This window comes from Aeromonas sp. R6-2 (assembly GCF_040908155.1).
Taxonomy (GTDB): Bacteria; Pseudomonadota; Gammaproteobacteria; order Enterobacterales; family Aeromonadaceae; genus Aeromonas; species Aeromonas schubertii.
Genome location: NZ_JBFODE010000029.1, coordinates 160,346 through 176,604, shown reverse-complemented (window position 1 = coordinate 176,604; position 16,259 = coordinate 160,346). Strand labels below are relative to the sequence as shown.

The following is a 16,259-nucleotide window of genomic DNA, read 5'->3' as shown; positions in this document are numbered from 1 at the left end:
TCAGGAGATAAATTTCTCGAGAGAGATGCCGTAGTCACGGGGCTCTACTACCGCCTCTATGGTCTCGGTCGAGCGGGTCAGATCGAGCAGTTTCACATCCAGATAGTGGCGCGCGGTAGCGTGGTAGATCACCTTGACCAGAGGCTTCAGGGGCTCTTCGTCATTACGCTCCATGACGATGGCCAGCCTCTGGTTGGAGAGCAGAACCAGAGTACCGACCGGATAGACGCCCAGGCACTTGATAAACTTCTGTACCAGCTCGGTATCGAAGTGGGTTCCCGCCCCCTTGAGCAGGATGCGAAAAGCCTGGGTGGGCTGCATCCCTGCCTTGTAGACGCGATCCGCCGTCAAGGCATCGTAGACATCGACAATGCCGCTCATGCGGCTATGCAGTGACAGGGCTTCCCCCTTGAGCCCCAGCGGGTAACCGCTTCCATCCAGCCGCTCATGATGGTTGCCTGCCACCTCCAGCATGACGGGGGTGATCCCCGGTGTTTCACTCAAAATCTCGCGACTGTGTACCACGTGCTGGCGCATGATCGCGAACTCTTCGTCGGTCAGCTTGCCCGGCTTGTTGAGGATGGCGTCCGGAGTCATGATCTTGCCCACGTCGTGCAGCAGTCCACCTAGGGTCAGCTCCTGCAGGGTTGTGCGCTCAAGTCCGAGATAGCGCCCGAAGTTGGCCAGCAGGATGGCCACGTTCATGGAGTGCTCCATGAGATAGGCATCCTTGGCACGGATGCGGGCGAGGCAGAGCATGGCATCCCCATGGGTGAACATGGTATCGACCATCTCCTCGGCCACTTGCGCAAGGGGGGCTATGTCGATGGGCTCCCCTTGTTTGAGCTGGCTGAGCAGCTTCACTTGCAGGGTGCGAGCCTCTTTGTAGAGACGCCGGATCCGCAGTGCCCCGGCCTCACGACTGCGCTCGTTGCGCTCGGTGGTGGCTTCGTTTTCTGCGGGAAGGGGGTTTTGCTCTTCCAGGCGACTGCGGGAGAGATCGACCGTGACCTCGAGAACCCCAGAGTTGATCAACGCCGTGATCTGATGGGGGGTGCGCACAAATCCTCTGCTGGAGATCGCCTTGCTACCACTTTGCCGGACGATTTCAACGACATACATGCCGGGACGCAGCGTGGAGACGGGAAGGGTAATGAGTGAATTCGCACGGGTCATGAATGGTGTCGCAGGTTGCGCCGTTAAGTGAGATCACTGTGAAGAAGTTTAACATGATGCGACTGGTAAACCGCATTTATCCATCGCTGGAGTTGTCGTGGTCACGCCGTATAATGTCGGACCTTTTATATAGCGACAGGATCACGGGGAAGCTGATGCGTCTCGATAAATTTATCTGTGATTGTTCAGATTTGACGCGCTCCCAGGCGGGCAAGGTCATTCGTCAGGGGGAGGTCAAGGTCGATGGCGAGGTGATCAAGCAGCCCGCCTTCCATATCGATGAGCAGAGTCTCATCGAGTTCGATGGCATCGAGCTCACCCTCTGCCAGCGTCAGCGCTACTTCATGCTGCACAAGCCCGAGGGCTATGTTTGCTCCAACGACGATCCGGATCACCCCACGGTTTTCTTCCTGATGGATGAACCCTCCATGGGCAAGTTGCACGTGGTGGGCCGACTCGACCTCGATACCACCGGGCTGGTGCTCATCACGGATGATGGCCAGTGGTCGCACCGCATCACCTCACCGCGCCACGAGTGTGCCAAGACCTATCACGTCTGGCTGGCCGATCCGATCGCGCCGGGAACTACCGAGCAGTTTGCACAAGGTATCCTGCTGCGCTCGGAGAAAGAGAAGACCCGCCCCGCCCGGCTCGAGATCCTTGGGGAGTGTGAGGCTCGCCTGACCATCCACGAAGGCAAGTACCACCAGGTCAAGCGGATGTTCGCCGCGGTCGGCAACAAGGTGGTCGGTCTGCACCGCGAACAGATCGGGGCGCTGCGTCTGGATGACGATCTGGCACCCGGCGAATATCGTGAGCTGACGGCTGACGAGATTGCCGTCTTTTGATGGCCAGGGCCCCGCACTGCGGGGCCCTTTCGTATTCAGGCGCCGAGCACCAGGGCGATGCCGCCCGAGGTGAGCAGGGCGCCCAGCCAGGCGGGCAGAGCCGGACGCTGGCCGGTGTGCCACCAGAGCAGGGGCAGTAGTACCACCGGGGTGGTGGAGGAGAGGATGGAGACCATGCCCACGTCTCCATAGCGCAGGGCGACCAGGATCAGGGTCATACCCAGAGCCATGGCCAGAAAACCGTTGAGGCTGATAAGGCCGAGGATTTCCCGGTTGAGGGGGCGCAGCGGCATGGTCAATGGAATGCGTAGCCATCGCAGCAGGCTGTGGGCCATGAGGGCTGCCGACATCCGGGCCAGGGAGGCGGTAATGGGGTCTATGGTCGGATCGCTCATCACTGGCTTGGCGATGACGGCACTGCTGCTCTGGCACAGGGCCGCCAGCAGGCCGAGCCCGACGCCGGTCAGCAGAGAGCCGCGAACCGTCTCCCACTCATGGCCCTGACCGCGCCGCCCGAAGGTGATGGCGAGCCAGACGCCGCAGAGCACCAGCGCGGCTCCCCAAAGACGAGGGCCGGCCAGTGTCTCGCTAAACAACCAGACCCCGAGCAGGGCCGAGAAGAGGGCGTGGCAGGAGAAGAGCAGACCGCTGCGGCGTGGCCCCAGGCGGTTCATGCAGGCAAACAGGGCTGTGTCGCCGATGAAGATGCCGATAAGGCCGGAGAGAGCCAGGGTGGGCCAGGCGCCGAGTGGCAGGCTCTGCCAGCCACCGGTTAGCAGGCTGCCAAACCCCAGCATCAGCGTCACCATCAACATGCGCCAGCGGCTGTAGGCGAACGCGCCCAGATGGCGGGCCGGCTTGACCGAGATGAGGGCGGCGATGGCCCACAGGGTGGCTGCTGCCAGGGCGCACCACTCGTAACCCATAAAAAAACTCCTGAAATATGCCCGAAGGACTCCCTCTTCGGCGCGAGCCCGCTACAATACGGCCCCGCCGTTGGTAGAACAAGCGCCATCGTGGTGGTTGATGGGATTCAGTGATGTGGTGAGAGGTAGTAAGGTGCGAATTTCCGGACTCTATGGCGTGGTATTGCTGGTGGCTGGCCAGTTGCTGGCGGCCGAGTCGGCGACAACACCCATCCCCCAACCGGAGCTGCAGGTTCTGGTCAGAGGGAATGGGGCAGAGCCGGACTCGCTTGATCCGGCGCAGATGCGCAGCGGTTTTGCCGCCGAGGCGATCCTGACGGATCTGTTCGAGGGGCTGGTGAGAGAGAGTGGCGAGGGGGGGATAGCGCCTGCTCAGGCCCTGCGTTGGGAACAGAGTGACGATGGTCTGGTATGGCGTTTCTTCTTGCGACCCGGTTTGCGCTGGTCCAATGGAGAGCCCTTGGGGGCGTCGGACTTTGTCTATGCCTGGCGCCGTCTCATCGACCCGGCCACGGCCTCGGCGTCAGCTTCCCTGATGTTGGCGACAGGCATCAACAATGCGGCGGCCATTTATGGGGGGGGCACTGGCACCGACGGATCTCGGCGTTGAGGCCGAGAGTGAGCAGGTGTTGCGGGTCACCCTGGAGCGACCCGTGCCTTATCTTTTGCATCTGTTGAGTCAGCGCGCGTTTGTGCCCCTTCCGGGCGCGGTGATCGGTCGTTTTGGCAGAGCCTGGACCCAGCCAGCCCACATGGTGAGCAACGGCGCTTACCGCCTGAGTGCCTGGATACCCAATGAACGGATCGAACTCACCCGTAACCCCCATTATTGGGATCCGGCCAGTGGTCGCATCGGGCAGGTGAACTATTTGCCCCTCTCTTCCCTCAACGAAGAGCGGCTGGGCTACGAGGCGGGCCGCATTCAAATGACGCACCGGGTGCAACCCGAGTATTACCAGCAGATCTTGCAAGCGGCCCCCGAGCGCATCTGGCGGCTCCCCCTCTTTGGCACCTACCTCTACAGTTTCAACCTGCAGCGCCCCGAATTGGCCCGCATCGAGGTTCGACGAGCGCTCTCCCTGGCCATCGACCGGGAGGTGCTGACCCAATACGTGACGGGGCAGGGGGAGCAGATCGCCTGGTCTCTGCTGCCGCCCATGCCGGGTTATGTGGCCGCCGCCAGAGAGGAGGCGGACTTGCCCCGTGCCGAGCGGCTCAGGCAGGCGGCAGCGCTGCTCAAGCGGGCAGGGATCGGGCCCGATCACCCCTTGCATCTCTCATTGACCTACAACCACTCTGAGCTTCAGAAAAAAATGGCGCTTGCCGTTGCCGCCATGTGGAAACCGCTGGGAGTCGAGCTGGCCTTGCGTGACAGGGAGTGGGATGCCTATCAGGAGGCCAAGGATAGCGGGGACTTCACCATAGCCCGCTCCTTTGCCTTTGGTGATTATGTAGAGCCTTCGGCGCTGCTCAATCTCTTTCGCTGTGGTGATCCGCAAAACGAGAGCGGTTACTGTAACCCCGGCTACGATGCGTTGCTGGATCAGGCATCGAACACCCTGGATGAGGCCGGGCGGACCCGTCTCTATCAGGAGGCAGAGCGGCGCTTGCTGGCGGATCAGCCGATTATCCCCATCTATCACTATCACCAGATGCGGCTGGTGGATCCCGCCCTGCGGGGGCTGCCGACTCAAAATCTCAAGGGAGAGGTCGCCTCCAAGGATCTCTATTTCATCAAGCAGTGAGGTAATGATGATGAAGATTGCCCTGTTAGCCGACATACACGGTTGCTTGCCGGCACTGGCGCGCGTGTTGGCCCATCTTGAGCGGCGGGCGCCGGACCATATTGTCCTGCTCGGCGACCTGCTCAATCATGGACCCCGCAACCCGGTTCCCGAGGGGTATCAGCCTGCTGCCGTGGCCGACCGCCTCAACGAGCGGGCCGAGCAGATGATCGCGGTGCGCGGTAACTGCGATTCCGAGGTCGATCAGATGCTGCTGCGTTTTCCCTGCACCGCCCCCTATAACCAGATGCTGGTAGACGGGCGGCGCTGGTTTGTGACCCACGGCCATCTCTATCGCCCCGATGAGGTTTCGTTGCCTGATGGCTCACTCTATATCAGTGGTCATACCCATGTTCCCCAATTGGAATCGCAAGGAACTCGAGTACGGCTCAATCCGGGATCGATCACCTTCCCCCGTGGGGAGTGGCCGGCCAGTTTCGGTTGGTATGAGGAGGGGAGAATGCAGATCCTCGAGGTCGCGTCGGGAGATGTTCTCGCCGAGCTGGTGTTGTGAGGATCAGGCTTTGATACCGCGGGTACGAGTGCCCGCGTGGGTATTACCCTTGGCGTCGTAGGTGAGACTGCTGCGATCTTTGAGCTGGGTGAGCAAGCCTGCGAGACGGCGGTTGGCAGTGATGTTGAGCTCGAGCAGCTTGCCGTTGATGTCATTTTGTTCCTGACAGGCTTGTAACTGCGTGGTCAAACTGTTGATCTCGGTCTGAAAATGGCTCAACACCGTCTTGATGTCGGGTTGTGCGGCAATCAGGTGGTCGATGGCCTGGATCTGGTTGGCCAGCTCCTGCTTGCGTTTGAGGAGATCGGGGAGAGAGAGTGCCTGACGCTGCTCGAGGAGGGCGTGTTCCTCTTTGAGCAGCGTCAGCATATCCGCAAGATGGGTACTTTGAAGCGTCAGCAGAGAAGGAAGGTCGTTCATCCGAGCAACTTGTCCAGTTGTCCCTCGAAGGAGGCCATCTTCTTGGCTACCCGCTGGCTGTCGACCTGATATTCACCCGAGGCGATCGCCTTCTTGAGGCTCTCGACACGGCTTTCGTTGCCACTGGCCCCGCTGGAGAGTGTCTTTTGCATCTGCTGTAATTGCTGTGCTTCGCTGGTCAGAGAGACCGAATCCTGGCGTGTTGCGCTGGTACGGCTATCGCTTGCAACGCCGTTTCCTGCCTTGTTGGCGGCAGACTGGCCAGTGCCGCTGCTTTGCAGGCGACTGTTAGCCAAGTTGTTGATGTTGTTGATAGCCATAATCTAATCCTTCGTCTGCTGAGTCTTGCTTACCCAGTATATCGGCGTTCGGCGAGCAACCTTTAGCAAAATTAATGCAGTACGATTACGGCCTGGCCGACGGCGATCACCTTGGCCTTGACCTCGCGACCTGAGTGAAGGTTGGTGACACGGATCATGTCTCCGAAGCTTCCATCTTGCAAGGCACTGACCATTGATTTTATTTGTAAATTTTCCGTTTGAGCAACCAGGGTGATCTGGTCGCCTTTACAGATGACACAGAGTTGGCTGGTCCGCACCGGTTGTCCCGGTCGCAGCTCTCGCTTGCTACGCGCCCCATAGAGGCGCTCCGGCTCGAGGGCGTAGTCACCGCGCAGCATCTGCTCATCCTGATAGGTGATGGTCAACTTGTCGGCGGTCAATAGCTCTCCCTTGCCGACCACTTCGGTGACGGTCACAAAGGGCTTCTGAACCGACACTCTGACGGGAAGGTAGAGATCCCACGTCGGCTGCTCTTCGCATTTCAGGTAGACCGTCGTGTTGCGGCGGATCGTCATGTTGCCGGGCAGGGTAACCGACAGATGCTCACTGCATTCGCTCAAGGGCAGCCGGTTATCGATGGGGCCAGCCTTGACATCAATCCTGGCAGTGGGGGCGCTCTCTATGTTGGCCAGCACGAAGCCTTCGGCCGCACTCTGCAGTCTGCTGATGGTGGATTCTGCCACCTGCGCCACGGCACAGGCCGGAATCAAGAGTAAGAACAAAAGCTTGCTAATCATTTGAAACAGCTGGCCGATAAAGAAATTGTTAACCCACATCAGATCAATTAACTATGCTTGCTCAAAGACGGGTAACTGAACTTTGACGCCAAGCAGTCTCAAATGCCCATGCATGAATGGTGCCAATGCTTTGTTAAGGGAGCTTCCTATGGCCAGTATTCTGGACTCGGTCAACCAGAGAACCCAGTTGGTGGGTCAGAACCGACTGGAGTTGCTGCTGTTTCGGCTTAATGGTCGTCAACGGTTCGGAATTAACGTCTTCAAGGTTCGCGAGGTACTGCAATGTCCGCCGCTCACCGTGATGCCAAAAATCCATCACTGTATTCGTGGTGTTGCGCACATTCGGGGCCAGACAATTTCGGTCATCGATCTCAGCATGGCCACCGGTGGCCGTCCCATTGCCGATCTGACCAAGTGTTTTATGATCATTGCCGAGTACAACCGGTCGGTGCAGGGTTTCCTGGTCAACTCGGTCGAACGCATCATCAATATGAATTGGGAATCTATCCTGCCTCCCCCCAAGGGGGCTGGACGTATCAACTACATGACAGCGGTCACTGAGGTCGATGGTGAGTTGGTCGAGATCCTTGACGTAGAAAAGATCCTCAACGAGATCTCTCCCATCTCCACCGATGTGAGCGAGGAGATCCGTGAGGCCAGTGCAGCCCTTCCCCCGGCAGATCGCCCCGTGTTGGTGGCCGATGATTCCTCGGTGGCTCGCAAACAGGTGCAACGGGCACTCGAGGCTATCGGTATGAAGTGCATCCTGGCCAAAGATGGTCGTGAGGCACTCGACATGCTGATCGACATGTCAAAGCAGGGCCCTATCAGGGATCAGATTGCGTTGGTGATCTCGGATATCGAGATGCCCGAGATGGACGGATATACCTTCACAGCAGAGATCCGTAACAATCCTGCGCTCAAGGATTTACATGTTATCCTGCACACTTCCCTCAGTGGTGTATTCAACCAGGCCATGGTGCAAAAGGTGGGGGCCAACGATTTTATCGCCAAGTTCCAGCCCGATGTATTGGCCAAAGCGGTTCAGAATGCACTCTAGACAAAGAAGAAAGAACTGAATGAAGACACTGTCAGATGATGTATACAAACAGTTCAGTGCCTTTCTGGAGAGCCAGAGCGGTATTGTACTGGGTGATAACAAACAGTATCTGGTCAAAAGTCGCCTCTCCCCCTTGTTGAGTCAGCACGGGGCTGCGAGTCTGGACGAGCTGATCACACGCTCCATGAACATTCGTGAGCGTGACCTGAAGATGGCGGTCGTTGATGCCATGACCACCAATGAAACCTTGTGGTTTCGTGATACTTACCCTTTCCAGCTGTTGACCGAGAAACTCTTTCCCGAACTGGGCAAGAGCGGGCGAGTGGTAAAAATCTGGTCTGCGGCATCATCCTCGGGCCAGGAGCCTTACTCGATCGCCATGACGGCCATTGAGCAGCAGATGAAAAAGCCGGGTACCCTGCCGGGCGGGGTACAGATCGTCGGCACCGATATCTCGGCCTCCATGCTCAATCAGTGCAAGGAGGGGATCTATGACAGCCTTGCTCTGGCACGTGGCCTCTCTCCCGAGCGCAAGAAGATGTTCTTCGAGCCTCATGGAGATAACAAGATGAGGGTGGTTGAGCGAGTCAGAAAATTGACATCTTTTCGCTACCTCAATCTGCTGGAGAGCTACAGCCTGCTCGGTAAGTTTGACATTATCTTCTGCAGAAATGTGCTTATCTATTTCTCACCCGAGGTCAAATCCAAGATCCTCAATCAGTTTGCAAGCAGCCTGAATCCGGGTGGCTATCTGATGCTTGGTGCATCCGAATCACTGGCAGGCTTGACCGATCGTTTCGAGATGGTGCGCTGCAATCCCGGCATCGTCTATAAAGTCAAATAATCTCTTCGTGTAGATCTTGGCATGCCTCTTGCTGCTCATTGAGCAAGCAGGAGGTGTGTCATGGCCATATCATTCGACAAGGCATTCGGAGTTCATCAATACACGCTGGGGATCCGTTCCCGACGTGCCGAGGTGATCGCCAGTAATATCGCCAATGCAGATACTCCGGGCTTCAAGGCTCGGGATCTCAACTTTGCAGATGCGCTCAAAGAGGCCAAGTCGGGTCAGGGCTTTGCACTCGCCACGACCAATGAGCGGCACATTCCCCTCTCGCTGGGGGGGGGCGCCGCACTTCAATATCGTTCGCCCCTGCAACCTGATACGGGTGATGGCAACACGGTGGATCTGCAGCAAGAACGTAGCGACTACATGCAAAACAGCCTCGAGTACCAGACTTCGCTGGAGTTTATGAACAGCAAGATCTCGGGTTTGCTCAAGGCCCTGAAGGGAGATCAGTGATGAGTCTGTTCAAGGTCTTTGATATCGCTGGCTCTGCCATGAGTGCCCAGTCGGTGCGTCTCAATACCGTGGCCAGCAATATGGCAAACGCCGATAGCGTGAGCTCCAGTGTTGACAAAACTTACCGCGCACGCCGGCCAGTTTTTGCCGCTCAGCTGGAGCAGGCCATGTCTGACAAACAGTCCTCCGTCGGGGTGGATATCAAGGGCATAGTGGAGAGTGATGCTCCCCTGCTCAAGGAGTTTAATCCCAATCATCCTCTGGCGGACAAAGACGGTTTTATTTACAAGCCCAACGTCAACATGGTGGAGGAGATGACCGATATGATCAGCGCCTCACGCAGTTATCAGACTAATGTGCAGGTGGCAGATGCGGCAAAGAAGATGCTGCAGCAGACCCTCAATATGGGCAAAGGCTGAGGGGGAGTAATTCATGGCCGATATTAATAGCCTTAATAGTGCGTTTTCGACGGCGAAGGCTGCCTCTACCTCGGGGACGCTACCCAGTGGCAGCACTCCGACTGGCAAGACGCCCAAGAAGGAGCTGGATCAGGCTGATTTTATGAAGATGCTGACCATGCAGCTCTCCTATCAGGATCCCTTCAAGCCGGTGGACAACTCCCAGATGATCGCCCAGATGTCGTCCATGGCCACGACCGATGGCATCAACCGTCTCAATACCGCGATCGGGGGGCTCAACTCAGTAATGACCTCCAGCCAGGCGCTGCAAGCTTCTTCTCTGGTGGGCCAGCAGGTACTGGTGCCGTCCGATACCGGCTACCTGCAAGAAGGGGGAGCGATCAACGGTGTCATTGCCGTAGGCGATCATGCCAGCAATCTCAAGGTGACCATCAAGAACGAGTCGGGGCAGGTGGTCCGTGAAATTGGTATGGCTGGCGAGCACAAAGGAAATGTGGACTTTGCCTGGGATGGCAAAGACAAGGACGGCAAGGCGTTGCCGGCCGGCAAATATCAAGTCACGGTCAGCGGTACTGTGAATAACAAGGTCGAAACCTTCCCCGCACTCACCTATGCCAAGGTCGACAGCGTCACCCTGGGTAACGCCAATAATCCAACTCTCGTTAATCTGAAGGGGCTCGGGCCGATCCGTCTGACCGATATCCTGCAGATCAGCGGTAACAGCTCCGGAACTCCCACGACGCCGCCGGAGAGCAACAACGGCAGCAGCCGAACCCTCTAAAGGAGAACTGTCATGTCCTTTAATAACGCGCTCAGTGGTGTCAGTGCGGCACAAAAAGATCTGAACGTCACCTCCAATAACATTGCCAACGTCAACACCATCGGCTTCAAGGAGTCCCGTGCCGAGTTTGCCGATGTCTATGCCAACTCCATCTTCGTCAACTCCAGAACCCAGGTAGGTAATGGTGTGACGACCGGTGCCGTGGCACAGCAGTTTCAGCAAGGGGCGCTCAAGTTTACCGAGAACCCGCTCGATCTGGCGGTTCAGGGTAATGGTTTCTTTGTGCTCTCCGACGGCAAGGATAATCTCGATCGTACCTTCACCCGTGCCGGTGCGTTCAAGCTCGATGCCAACAGTTACATCGTCAACAATCAGGGGAACTTCCTGCAGGGTTACGAGATCAACGATGATGGCACCCCCAAGGCGGTGAGTCTCAATGCGACCAAGCCGATTCAGATCCCCGACAAGGCGGGTGAGCCGGTGCGTACCACCACGGTCAATGCCTCGTTTAACCTGCCATCGAATACAGATGCGCTGGATGTAGGTAAATTTGATCCGAAAGACTCCAAGACCTACTCCTCATCAACCTCTGTGGTCGTCTACGACTCCCTGGGTGAGCCCTATACGGTCACCAAGTATTTTGTCAAAGAGCTGGATACGGGCACAGGTCAAGCCAAGATCCCGACAACCTGGCGTATGTTCCTCTACTCCAACGACAAGCCTATCGATATCGTCGGCGGGGTGGCGACCACGCCGGTTGCTCCGGCCACCCAGCAACCGCTGGGGGCCACGATAGAGTTCACCACCGACGGTAAGGTTAATGCCATTACGCCGGCCCAAATCAAAACCGAACCTCTGGGGGCGCCTGCTGGTGGCGCAGCTCCGGCACCAAATAACCCATCGGGGGCCGGTGTTATCAACAACGGCGCCGATGGTACCCAGCAGGTCGAGATCAAGTTCGGCACCGTGACTCAGTTTGCCTCTCCTTTTGAGGTAAACAGCCTGAGTCAGGATGGCTCGACCGTGGGTCGTCTGACCAAGGTCGAGATCTCCCCTAACGGGATCGTCTCTGCAACCTACAGTAATGCGACGACGGCCAAGGTGGCCATGGTGGCCATGGCCAAGTTCGCCAACGCACAAGGATTGAGCCAGATTGGGGATACCTCCTGGCAACAGTCACTGCTCTCCGGTGACGGGCAGCCGGGTACCCCCAACACCGGTACCTTTGGCTCTATCCGCTCTGCGGCTCTCGAGCAGTCCAACGTGGATCTGACCTCCCAGCTGGTGAACCTCATCACGGCGCAGCGTAACTTCCAGGCCAACTCCCGCGCTCTGGAGGTAAACAGCACCCTGCAGCAGACCATATTGCAGATCCGCTGATCGTCATAGAACTGACACCAAGGGCGCGATGGCGCCCTTTTTTTGTTTATAAATTAATGTCTTACATTTTGATATTTAAGTTGGCATCACTTCTGCATGGATGTTGCCAACCACATGATCTCTGCCAGTGAGGAGTGCCATGGATCATCTGCTCTATATCGCCATGTCAGGGGCCAAGGAGAACATGAACAGCCTGGCCGTGCGAAGCAACAACCTGGCCAATGCCAATACGGTCGGCTTCAAGTCAGACTTTGAACAGGCTCGTAGCATGCAGGCCTTTGGCGACGGATTGCCGTCGCGGGTGTTTGCCAAGACCGAGCGGCCAGGCCAGAACCTGGAGCACGGCATGTTGATGACCACGGGGCGTGATCTCGATGTGGCCCTCGATGGACCGGGTTGGCTGGTGGTACAGGATCCCAAGGGAGGTGAAGCCTTTACCCGCATGGGTAACCTGCAGCTGAGTGCGACCGGGAACCTGCAGACCTCAACCGGACTCAATGTGGTTGACGATGCCGGCAACCCCGTCGTCTTGCCGCTGCCGCTCGAGAAGATAGAGATCAATCGTGATGGCACCATCAATGCACGTCCCGAAGGAGCTGCGCCCAACCTCCTGGAGGATTTTCAGCGTATCAAGTTGGTGCGTCCGGCCAGTGATGCGGTGGAGAAGGGAGCTGATGGCCTGTTTCGCCGCAAGGATGGCGCCAAAGAGCCGGCATCAGCCGGTGTGGGCCTGATTGCCGGCTCCCTGGAGGGGAGCAATGTCAATGTGGTCGATGAGATGACCAACCTGATCCGTCTGCAGCGCCAGTTTGAGACCCAGATCAAGATGATGAAGACGGCCGAAGAGAATGACGAAGCGCACACCCAGTTGCTGCGTCTCGGTTAACCAAGGAGTACACCATGAATCCTGCACTCTGGATCAGCAAGACCGGGCTGGACGCTCAGCAGGTCAATATCAGCGTCACCTCCAACAACCTCGCCAACGCGAGCACGGTGGGCTTCAAGAAAGGGAGAGCCATCTTCGAAGATCTGCTCTACCAGAACATCAACCAACCCGGTGGGCGCTCTTCGGCCGACACGACACTTCCCTCCGGCTTGATGCTGGGGGCCGGTGCCAAGGTGGTGGCCACCCAGAAGAACCATGGGCAGGGCAACGTACAGACCACCGACAACGCCCTGGATCTGATGGTCAGTGGTCGCGGTTACTTCGAGGTGCAGTTACCTGACGGTAGCTCTGCCTATACCCGTAACGGTCAGTTCACTCTCAACGAGGAGGGGACCATAGTCACGCCGGGCAACGGTTACCGGCTGCAGCCCGAGATCCAGATCCCCGAGAATGCCCAGAGCGTGACGGTGGGCAGTGACGGTCAGGTCTCGGTGAAGCTGGCGGGTGATGGTCAGAGCCAGGTCGTGGGACAGATCAATATCAATGACTTCGTGAATGCCAGCGGGTTGCAGCCCATGGGGGAGAACCTCTTCCTGGAGACCCAGGCCAGTGGTGCTCCCATTCAGGGAACGGCAGGTGCCGATGGCCTGGGGGTCATCAAGCAAGGGATGCTCGAGAGCTCCAACGTCAACGTGACAGAGGAGTTGGTGAACCTGATCCAGGCTCAGCGAGTCTACGAGATGAACTCCAAGGTGATCTCGGCCGTCGATTCAATGATGTCTTATCTGACCCAAAGGTTGTAATGGGAGTGCTGTCATGAAAGCCGTATGGATGCTAGGGTGCCTGTTGCTGGCCGGTTGTACCTCTACCCCCAACACTCCCAGGCCGGATGATCCCGGATTTGCTCCCGTCTATCCGGAGAGCGATCCCGTCTCCGTTCGTCCGACCGGCGCCATCTTCCAGCCGGATCAGATCAATAGCATCTATTCGGATATCAAGGCTCACAAGGTGGGTGATCTCATCACCATAGAGCTCATCGAGTCGACCTCTGCCTCCAAGAAGGCCAATACCCAGTCGGGCAAGGACAACAAATTCAATCTGGATCCGGTTCAGTTGGGCGGGATCCCGGTGACGGCCAGCCCCTATGATCTCTCTGCCTCCATCGGCCAGAATGCCGCCTTCAAGGGTCAGGCCAAGGCGGATCAGAGTAACAGTCTGCAGGGCAGCATCTCGGTGAGTGTCTATAAGGTGCTTCCCAACGGAAATCTCATGGTGCGCGGGGAGAAGTGGATCATGCTTAACAACGGCAACGAGTATATTCGCATCACAGGGGTGATTCGCCCTGAAGATGTCACCTCGGATAACTCTGTCTCCTCCCAGCGGGTGGCCAATGCCCGTATCTACTACGGTGGCACCGGCGATCTTGCCAACAGCCAGGAGCAGGGATGGCTCACCAGTTTCTTCAACGGCCCCTGGTGGCCCCTGTAGGAGGCAGTATGCGTCTACATCAATTCATCATGCTGGGCCTGTGTCTGGTGCTCCCGTTAAGCGCTCAGGCAACCCGTATCAAGGACATCACCTCGGTTGAAGGGGTGCGCAACAACCAGCTGCTTGGTTATGGCCTTGTGGTCGGTCTGCCCGGTACGGGGGAGAAGAACAACGCCTTTACCGAGCAGACCTTCCGTACCATGCTCAACAACTTTGGTATCAAGGTCCCGGATAATCTCAAGCCCAAGATCAAGGATGTGGCACCCGTGGCGGTTCATGCGGATCTTCCTCCGTTTGCCAAGCCAGGGCAGACCATCGATATCACCGTCTCGGCCATTGGTGAGGCCAAGAGCCTGCGGGGCGGCACCTTGCTGCAGACCTTTCTCAAGGGGTTGGACGGGCGTGTCTACGCAGTGGCCCAGGGGAGTCTGGTTGTCGGCGGCCTAGGTGCCGAGGGGGCCGATGGCTCCAAGGTGGTGATCAACACCCCGACAGTGGGGCGTATCGCCAATGGCGCTACCGTGGAGCGTGAGGTTCCCAATGCCTTCAGCCAGGGGGATACCATCACCTTTAATCTGATGCGTGCCGACTTTACCACCGCACGTCGGGTCTCCGATGCCATCAATGCGCTGGTTGGACCCAATACGGCGCAGGCCCTCGACGCGACCTCGGTCAAGGTCTATGCCCCCCGGGATCCGGCGCAGCGGGTCTCCTATCTCTCGACCCTTGAGAATCTGGAAGTGGACCCGGCGGATGAGGCCGCCAAGATCATCGTCAACTCCCGTACCGGCACCATCGTCATCGGCAAAGAGGTTCGCCTCAAGCCGGCCGCCATCAGCCACGGGGGATTGACGGTGACCATCGCCGAAAACCAGCAGGTCTCCCAACCCAATCCGTTGGCGGGAGGAGAGACGACGGTGACCAATAACTCCACCATCAATGTGCAGCAGGAAGATGGTCGAATGTTCAAGCTCGACACGGGGGCTACCCTCGATGACCTGGTACGGGCAGTCAATCAGGTGGGCGTGGCGCCGGGAGATCTGATGGCGATTCTGGAGGCGCTGCAGCAGGCAGGGGCCATCCAGGGTGAACTGGTAATTTTGTAAGAAGAGGGTGGCAAGAGGTTGCCACCGGCGGCAAGAAGTGAGGCATACCATGGCAGGCATCAACAACCAAGGGGTCAATCTGGGTCTGGTGCAGGATGTTCAGAACCTGGACAAGCTGCGTCAGCTGAGCAACAGCAGCCAGGGACAGGAGCAGGCGCTTCGTGCCGCCGCCGGGCAATTTGAAGCCATCTTCAGTCAGACCCTGTTTCAGGGGATGCGTCAGGCGGGGGCCGCACTGACACAAGACAACCCCATGAACAGCAGCTATACCCAGTTTTATGAGGGGATGCTCGATCAGCAGCGGGTTGCCGATATGGCCAGCAAGGGGGGGCTGGGTATCGCCGACATGGTGGTTCGCCAGCTCTCGCCCAAGACATTTCGCCACGATGACGGCCGCACCTTGCGTATGCCGGAGCGTACCGAGCAGGTCTATAAGCCCTATGCCCTCAACCTCGAAGAGCAGAAACAGCTCGGTGAGAAACTTGGCAAAGATTTTGCTGAGAAAGAGGCCAGAGGCATACCGGCCAAGGTCCACACCATGAGAGCCATCCCCCCCATGGGACAGGCCGATGAGAGTAAAGGTGTCACAGCCGGGGCCTCCCGCTTTGATTCTCCGTCCGAATTTGTGCATCGGCTGATGCCGATGGCCAAGAAAGCGGCCGCCAAGCTGGGGTTGAGCCCCGCAGTACTGGTTGCCCAGGCGGCACTCGAGAGCGGATGGGGCAAGCGGGTGATCCGTAACGGAGATGGCGAAGTGACCCACAACCTGTTTGGTATCAAGGCCGATCCCCGTTGGGAGGGGCCCAAGGCGGTGGTCAGCACGCTCGAGTATGAGAAGGGGACCCCTTCCAGACAGAAGGCTGCGTTTCGCTCTTATGAATCGTTTGAGGAGAGCTTCAACGATTATGTTGATTTCCTCACGTCGGGCAGTCGCTATCGTGGTGCTTTGGCCAAAGCGGATAACCCGGACCGCTATTTTGAAGCGCTGCAGGCGGCCGGTTATGCCACCGACCCCCACTATGCGCGCAAGTTGAAACAGGTGTTGCGCAGCGATGCCATCACCCAGTACACGGAAACGGAGTCTTGATAC

The 16,259-nt window shown here is 57.9% G+C and carries 18 protein-coding genes and 1 pseudogene; 14 read left to right on the top strand and 5 right to left on the bottom strand.

The window, feature by feature from the left end:
* Nucleotides 1-1,176: an HD-GYP domain-containing protein gene (locus tag AB5Y48_RS05565; protein WP_368163960.1), complete on the bottom strand. Its 1,176-nt coding sequence runs from the start codon at nucleotides 1,174-1,176 to the stop codon at nucleotides 1-3.
* Between the two features lie 155 nt (nucleotides 1,177-1,331).
* Between AB5Y48_RS05565 and rsuA the strand changes: the two genes are divergently transcribed.
* Nucleotides 1,332-2,024: a 16S rRNA pseudouridine(516) synthase RsuA gene (gene rsuA, locus AB5Y48_RS05560; RefSeq protein ID WP_060585399.1), complete on the top strand. Its 693-nt coding sequence runs from the start codon at nucleotides 1,332-1,334 to the stop codon at nucleotides 2,022-2,024.
* Between the two features lie 35 nt (nucleotides 2,025-2,059).
* On the opposite strand, the gene AB5Y48_RS05555 is transcribed toward rsuA, so the two are convergent.
* On the bottom strand, nucleotides 2,060-2,950 hold the full coding sequence (locus AB5Y48_RS05555; protein ID WP_368163959.1) for a DMT family transporter: 891 nt from the start codon (nucleotides 2,948-2,950) through the stop codon (nucleotides 2,060-2,062).
* 169 nt (nucleotides 2,951-3,119) lie between these two features.
* Between AB5Y48_RS05555 and AB5Y48_RS05550 the strand changes: the two are divergent.
* Nucleotides 3,120-4,695: pseudogene (locus tag AB5Y48_RS05550) on the top strand (peptide ABC transporter substrate-binding protein).
* 10 nt (nucleotides 4,696-4,705) lie between these two features.
* Nucleotides 4,706-5,248: a phosphodiesterase gene (gene yfcE, locus AB5Y48_RS05545; protein ID WP_136614662.1), complete on the top strand. Its 543-nt coding sequence runs from the start codon at nucleotides 4,706-4,708 to the stop codon at nucleotides 5,246-5,248.
* A 3-nt stretch (nucleotides 5,249-5,251) separates the two neighbouring features.
* On the opposite strand, the gene flgN is transcribed toward yfcE, so the two are convergent.
* The 3 genes from flgN to flgA form a co-directional block, all read right to left on the bottom strand.
* A complete protein-coding gene (gene flgN / locus AB5Y48_RS05540; RefSeq protein ID WP_368163958.1) occupies nucleotides 5,252-5,668 on the bottom strand; it encodes a flagellar export chaperone FlgN in 417 nt (138 codons plus the stop codon).
* Nucleotides 5,665-5,988 (bottom strand): flagellar biosynthesis anti-sigma factor FlgM, encoded by a 324-nt coding sequence (flgM, locus tag AB5Y48_RS05535; RefSeq protein ID WP_060585408.1) that lies wholly within the window; start codon nucleotides 5,986-5,988, stop codon nucleotides 5,665-5,667. The genes flgN and flgM overlap by 4 nt, the downstream gene beginning before the upstream one ends.
* 71 nt (nucleotides 5,989-6,059) lie before the next feature.
* On the bottom strand, nucleotides 6,060-6,731 hold the full coding sequence (flgA, locus tag AB5Y48_RS05530; protein WP_235513078.1) for a flagellar basal body P-ring formation chaperone FlgA: 672 nt from the start codon (nucleotides 6,729-6,731) through the stop codon (nucleotides 6,060-6,062).
* Nucleotides 6,732-6,894: 163 nt separating this feature from the next.
* On the opposite strand from flgA, the gene AB5Y48_RS05525 reads away from it, so the two are divergent.
* From AB5Y48_RS05525 to flgJ, 11 genes are all read left to right on the top strand, one after another.
* Nucleotides 6,895-7,806: a chemotaxis protein CheV gene (locus AB5Y48_RS05525; protein WP_050664678.1), complete on the top strand. Its 912-nt coding sequence runs from the start codon at nucleotides 6,895-6,897 to the stop codon at nucleotides 7,804-7,806.
* A 19-nt stretch (nucleotides 7,807-7,825) separates the two neighbouring features.
* Entirely contained in the window at nucleotides 7,826-8,650 is an 825-nt protein-coding gene (locus AB5Y48_RS05520) for a protein-glutamate O-methyltransferase CheR (protein ID WP_050664679.1), read from the top strand.
* Between the two features lie 60 nt (nucleotides 8,651-8,710).
* Entirely contained in the window at nucleotides 8,711-9,109 is a 399-nt protein-coding gene (gene flgB / locus AB5Y48_RS05515) for a flagellar basal body rod protein FlgB (protein ID WP_050664680.1), read from the top strand.
* On the top strand, nucleotides 9,109-9,528 hold the full coding sequence (flgC, locus tag AB5Y48_RS05510) for a flagellar basal body rod protein FlgC (protein WP_050664681.1): 420 nt from the start codon (nucleotides 9,109-9,111) through the stop codon (nucleotides 9,526-9,528). The genes flgB and flgC overlap by 1 nt, the downstream gene beginning before the upstream one ends.
* Nucleotides 9,529-9,541: 13 nt before the next feature.
* Nucleotides 9,542-10,309: a flagellar hook assembly protein FlgD gene (locus AB5Y48_RS05505; protein WP_368163957.1), complete on the top strand. Its 768-nt coding sequence runs from the start codon at nucleotides 9,542-9,544 to the stop codon at nucleotides 10,307-10,309.
* A gap of 12 nt (nucleotides 10,310-10,321) precedes the next feature.
* Nucleotides 10,322-11,689 (top strand): flagellar hook protein FlgE, encoded by a 1,368-nt coding sequence (gene flgE / locus AB5Y48_RS05500; RefSeq protein WP_050664683.1) that lies wholly within the window; start codon nucleotides 10,322-10,324, stop codon nucleotides 11,687-11,689.
* A 139-nt stretch (nucleotides 11,690-11,828) separates the two neighbouring features.
* Nucleotides 11,829-12,575, top strand: a complete 747-nt coding sequence (gene flgF, locus AB5Y48_RS05495; RefSeq protein WP_050664684.1) for a flagellar basal-body rod protein FlgF — start codon at nucleotides 11,829-11,831, stop codon at nucleotides 12,573-12,575.
* Nucleotides 12,576-12,589: 14 nt separating this feature from the next.
* Complete coding sequence (flgG, locus tag AB5Y48_RS05490) at nucleotides 12,590-13,378, top strand: flagellar basal-body rod protein FlgG (RefSeq protein WP_050664685.1); 789 nt, start codon at nucleotides 12,590-12,592, stop codon at nucleotides 13,376-13,378.
* Nucleotides 13,379-13,391: 13 nt separating this feature from the next.
* Nucleotides 13,392-14,063 carry a flagellar basal body L-ring protein FlgH gene (gene flgH / locus AB5Y48_RS05485; RefSeq protein WP_050664686.1) on the top strand — a complete coding sequence of 224 codons (672 nt, stop codon included), beginning with the start codon at nucleotides 13,392-13,394 and terminating at the stop codon, nucleotides 14,061-14,063.
* Nucleotides 14,064-14,071: 8 nt separating this feature from the next.
* The gene (locus tag AB5Y48_RS05480; protein WP_050664687.1) at nucleotides 14,072-15,169 is read left to right on the top strand and encodes a flagellar basal body P-ring protein FlgI; all 1,098 of its coding nucleotides are present in this window, start codon (nucleotides 14,072-14,074) and stop codon (nucleotides 15,167-15,169) included.
* Between the two features lie 49 nt (nucleotides 15,170-15,218).
* Nucleotides 15,219-16,256 carry a flagellar assembly peptidoglycan hydrolase FlgJ gene (flgJ, locus tag AB5Y48_RS05475; RefSeq protein ID WP_368163956.1) on the top strand — a complete coding sequence of 346 codons (1,038 nt, stop codon included), beginning with the start codon at nucleotides 15,219-15,221 and terminating at the stop codon, nucleotides 16,254-16,256.
* Nucleotides 16,257-16,259 lie beyond the last annotated feature (3 nt).

What these genes read in the sequence shown, in the direction of transcription:
- AB5Y48_RS05505 (WP_368163957.1), top strand. Translation starts at nt 9,542, where the DNA reads ATGGCCGATATTAATAGCCTTAATAGTGCGTTTTCGACGGCGAAGGCT.
- rsuA (WP_060585399.1), top strand. Translation starts at nt 1,332, where the DNA reads ATGCGTCTCGATAAATTTATCTGTGATTGTTCAGATTTGACGCGCTCC.
- AB5Y48_RS05520 (WP_050664679.1), top strand. Translation starts at nt 7,826, where the DNA reads ATGAAGACACTGTCAGATGATGTATACAAACAGTTCAGTGCCTTTCTG.
- flgH (WP_050664686.1), top strand. Translation starts at nt 13,392, where the DNA reads ATGAAAGCCGTATGGATGCTAGGGTGCCTGTTGCTGGCCGGTTGTACC.
- flgM (WP_060585408.1), bottom strand. Translation starts at nt 5,988, where the DNA reads ATGGCTATCAACAACATCAACAACTTGGCTAACAGTCGCCTGCAAAGC.
- yfcE (WP_136614662.1), top strand. Translation starts at nt 4,706, where the DNA reads ATGAAGATTGCCCTGTTAGCCGACATACACGGTTGCTTGCCGGCACTG.
- AB5Y48_RS05555 (WP_368163959.1), bottom strand. Translation starts at nt 2,950, where the DNA reads ATGGGTTACGAGTGGTGCGCCCTGGCAGCAGCCACCCTGTGGGCCATC.
- flgB (WP_050664680.1), top strand. Translation starts at nt 8,711, where the DNA reads ATGGCCATATCATTCGACAAGGCATTCGGAGTTCATCAATACACGCTG.
- flgF (WP_050664684.1), top strand. Translation starts at nt 11,829, where the DNA reads ATGGATCATCTGCTCTATATCGCCATGTCAGGGGCCAAGGAGAACATG.
- AB5Y48_RS05565 (WP_368163960.1), bottom strand. Translation starts at nt 1,176, where the DNA reads ATGACCCGTGCGAATTCACTCATTACCCTTCCCGTCTCCACGCTGCGT.
- flgG (WP_050664685.1), top strand. Translation starts at nt 12,590, where the DNA reads ATGAATCCTGCACTCTGGATCAGCAAGACCGGGCTGGACGCTCAGCAG.
- AB5Y48_RS05525 (WP_050664678.1), top strand. Translation starts at nt 6,895, where the DNA reads ATGGCCAGTATTCTGGACTCGGTCAACCAGAGAACCCAGTTGGTGGGT.
- AB5Y48_RS05480 (WP_050664687.1), top strand. Translation starts at nt 14,072, where the DNA reads ATGCGTCTACATCAATTCATCATGCTGGGCCTGTGTCTGGTGCTCCCG.
- flgC (WP_050664681.1), top strand. Translation starts at nt 9,109, where the DNA reads ATGAGTCTGTTCAAGGTCTTTGATATCGCTGGCTCTGCCATGAGTGCC.
- flgE (WP_050664683.1), top strand. Translation starts at nt 10,322, where the DNA reads ATGTCCTTTAATAACGCGCTCAGTGGTGTCAGTGCGGCACAAAAAGAT.
- flgN (WP_368163958.1), bottom strand. Translation starts at nt 5,668, where the DNA reads ATGAACGACCTTCCTTCTCTGCTGACGCTTCAAAGTACCCATCTTGCG.
- flgJ (WP_368163956.1), top strand. Translation starts at nt 15,219, where the DNA reads ATGGCAGGCATCAACAACCAAGGGGTCAATCTGGGTCTGGTGCAGGAT.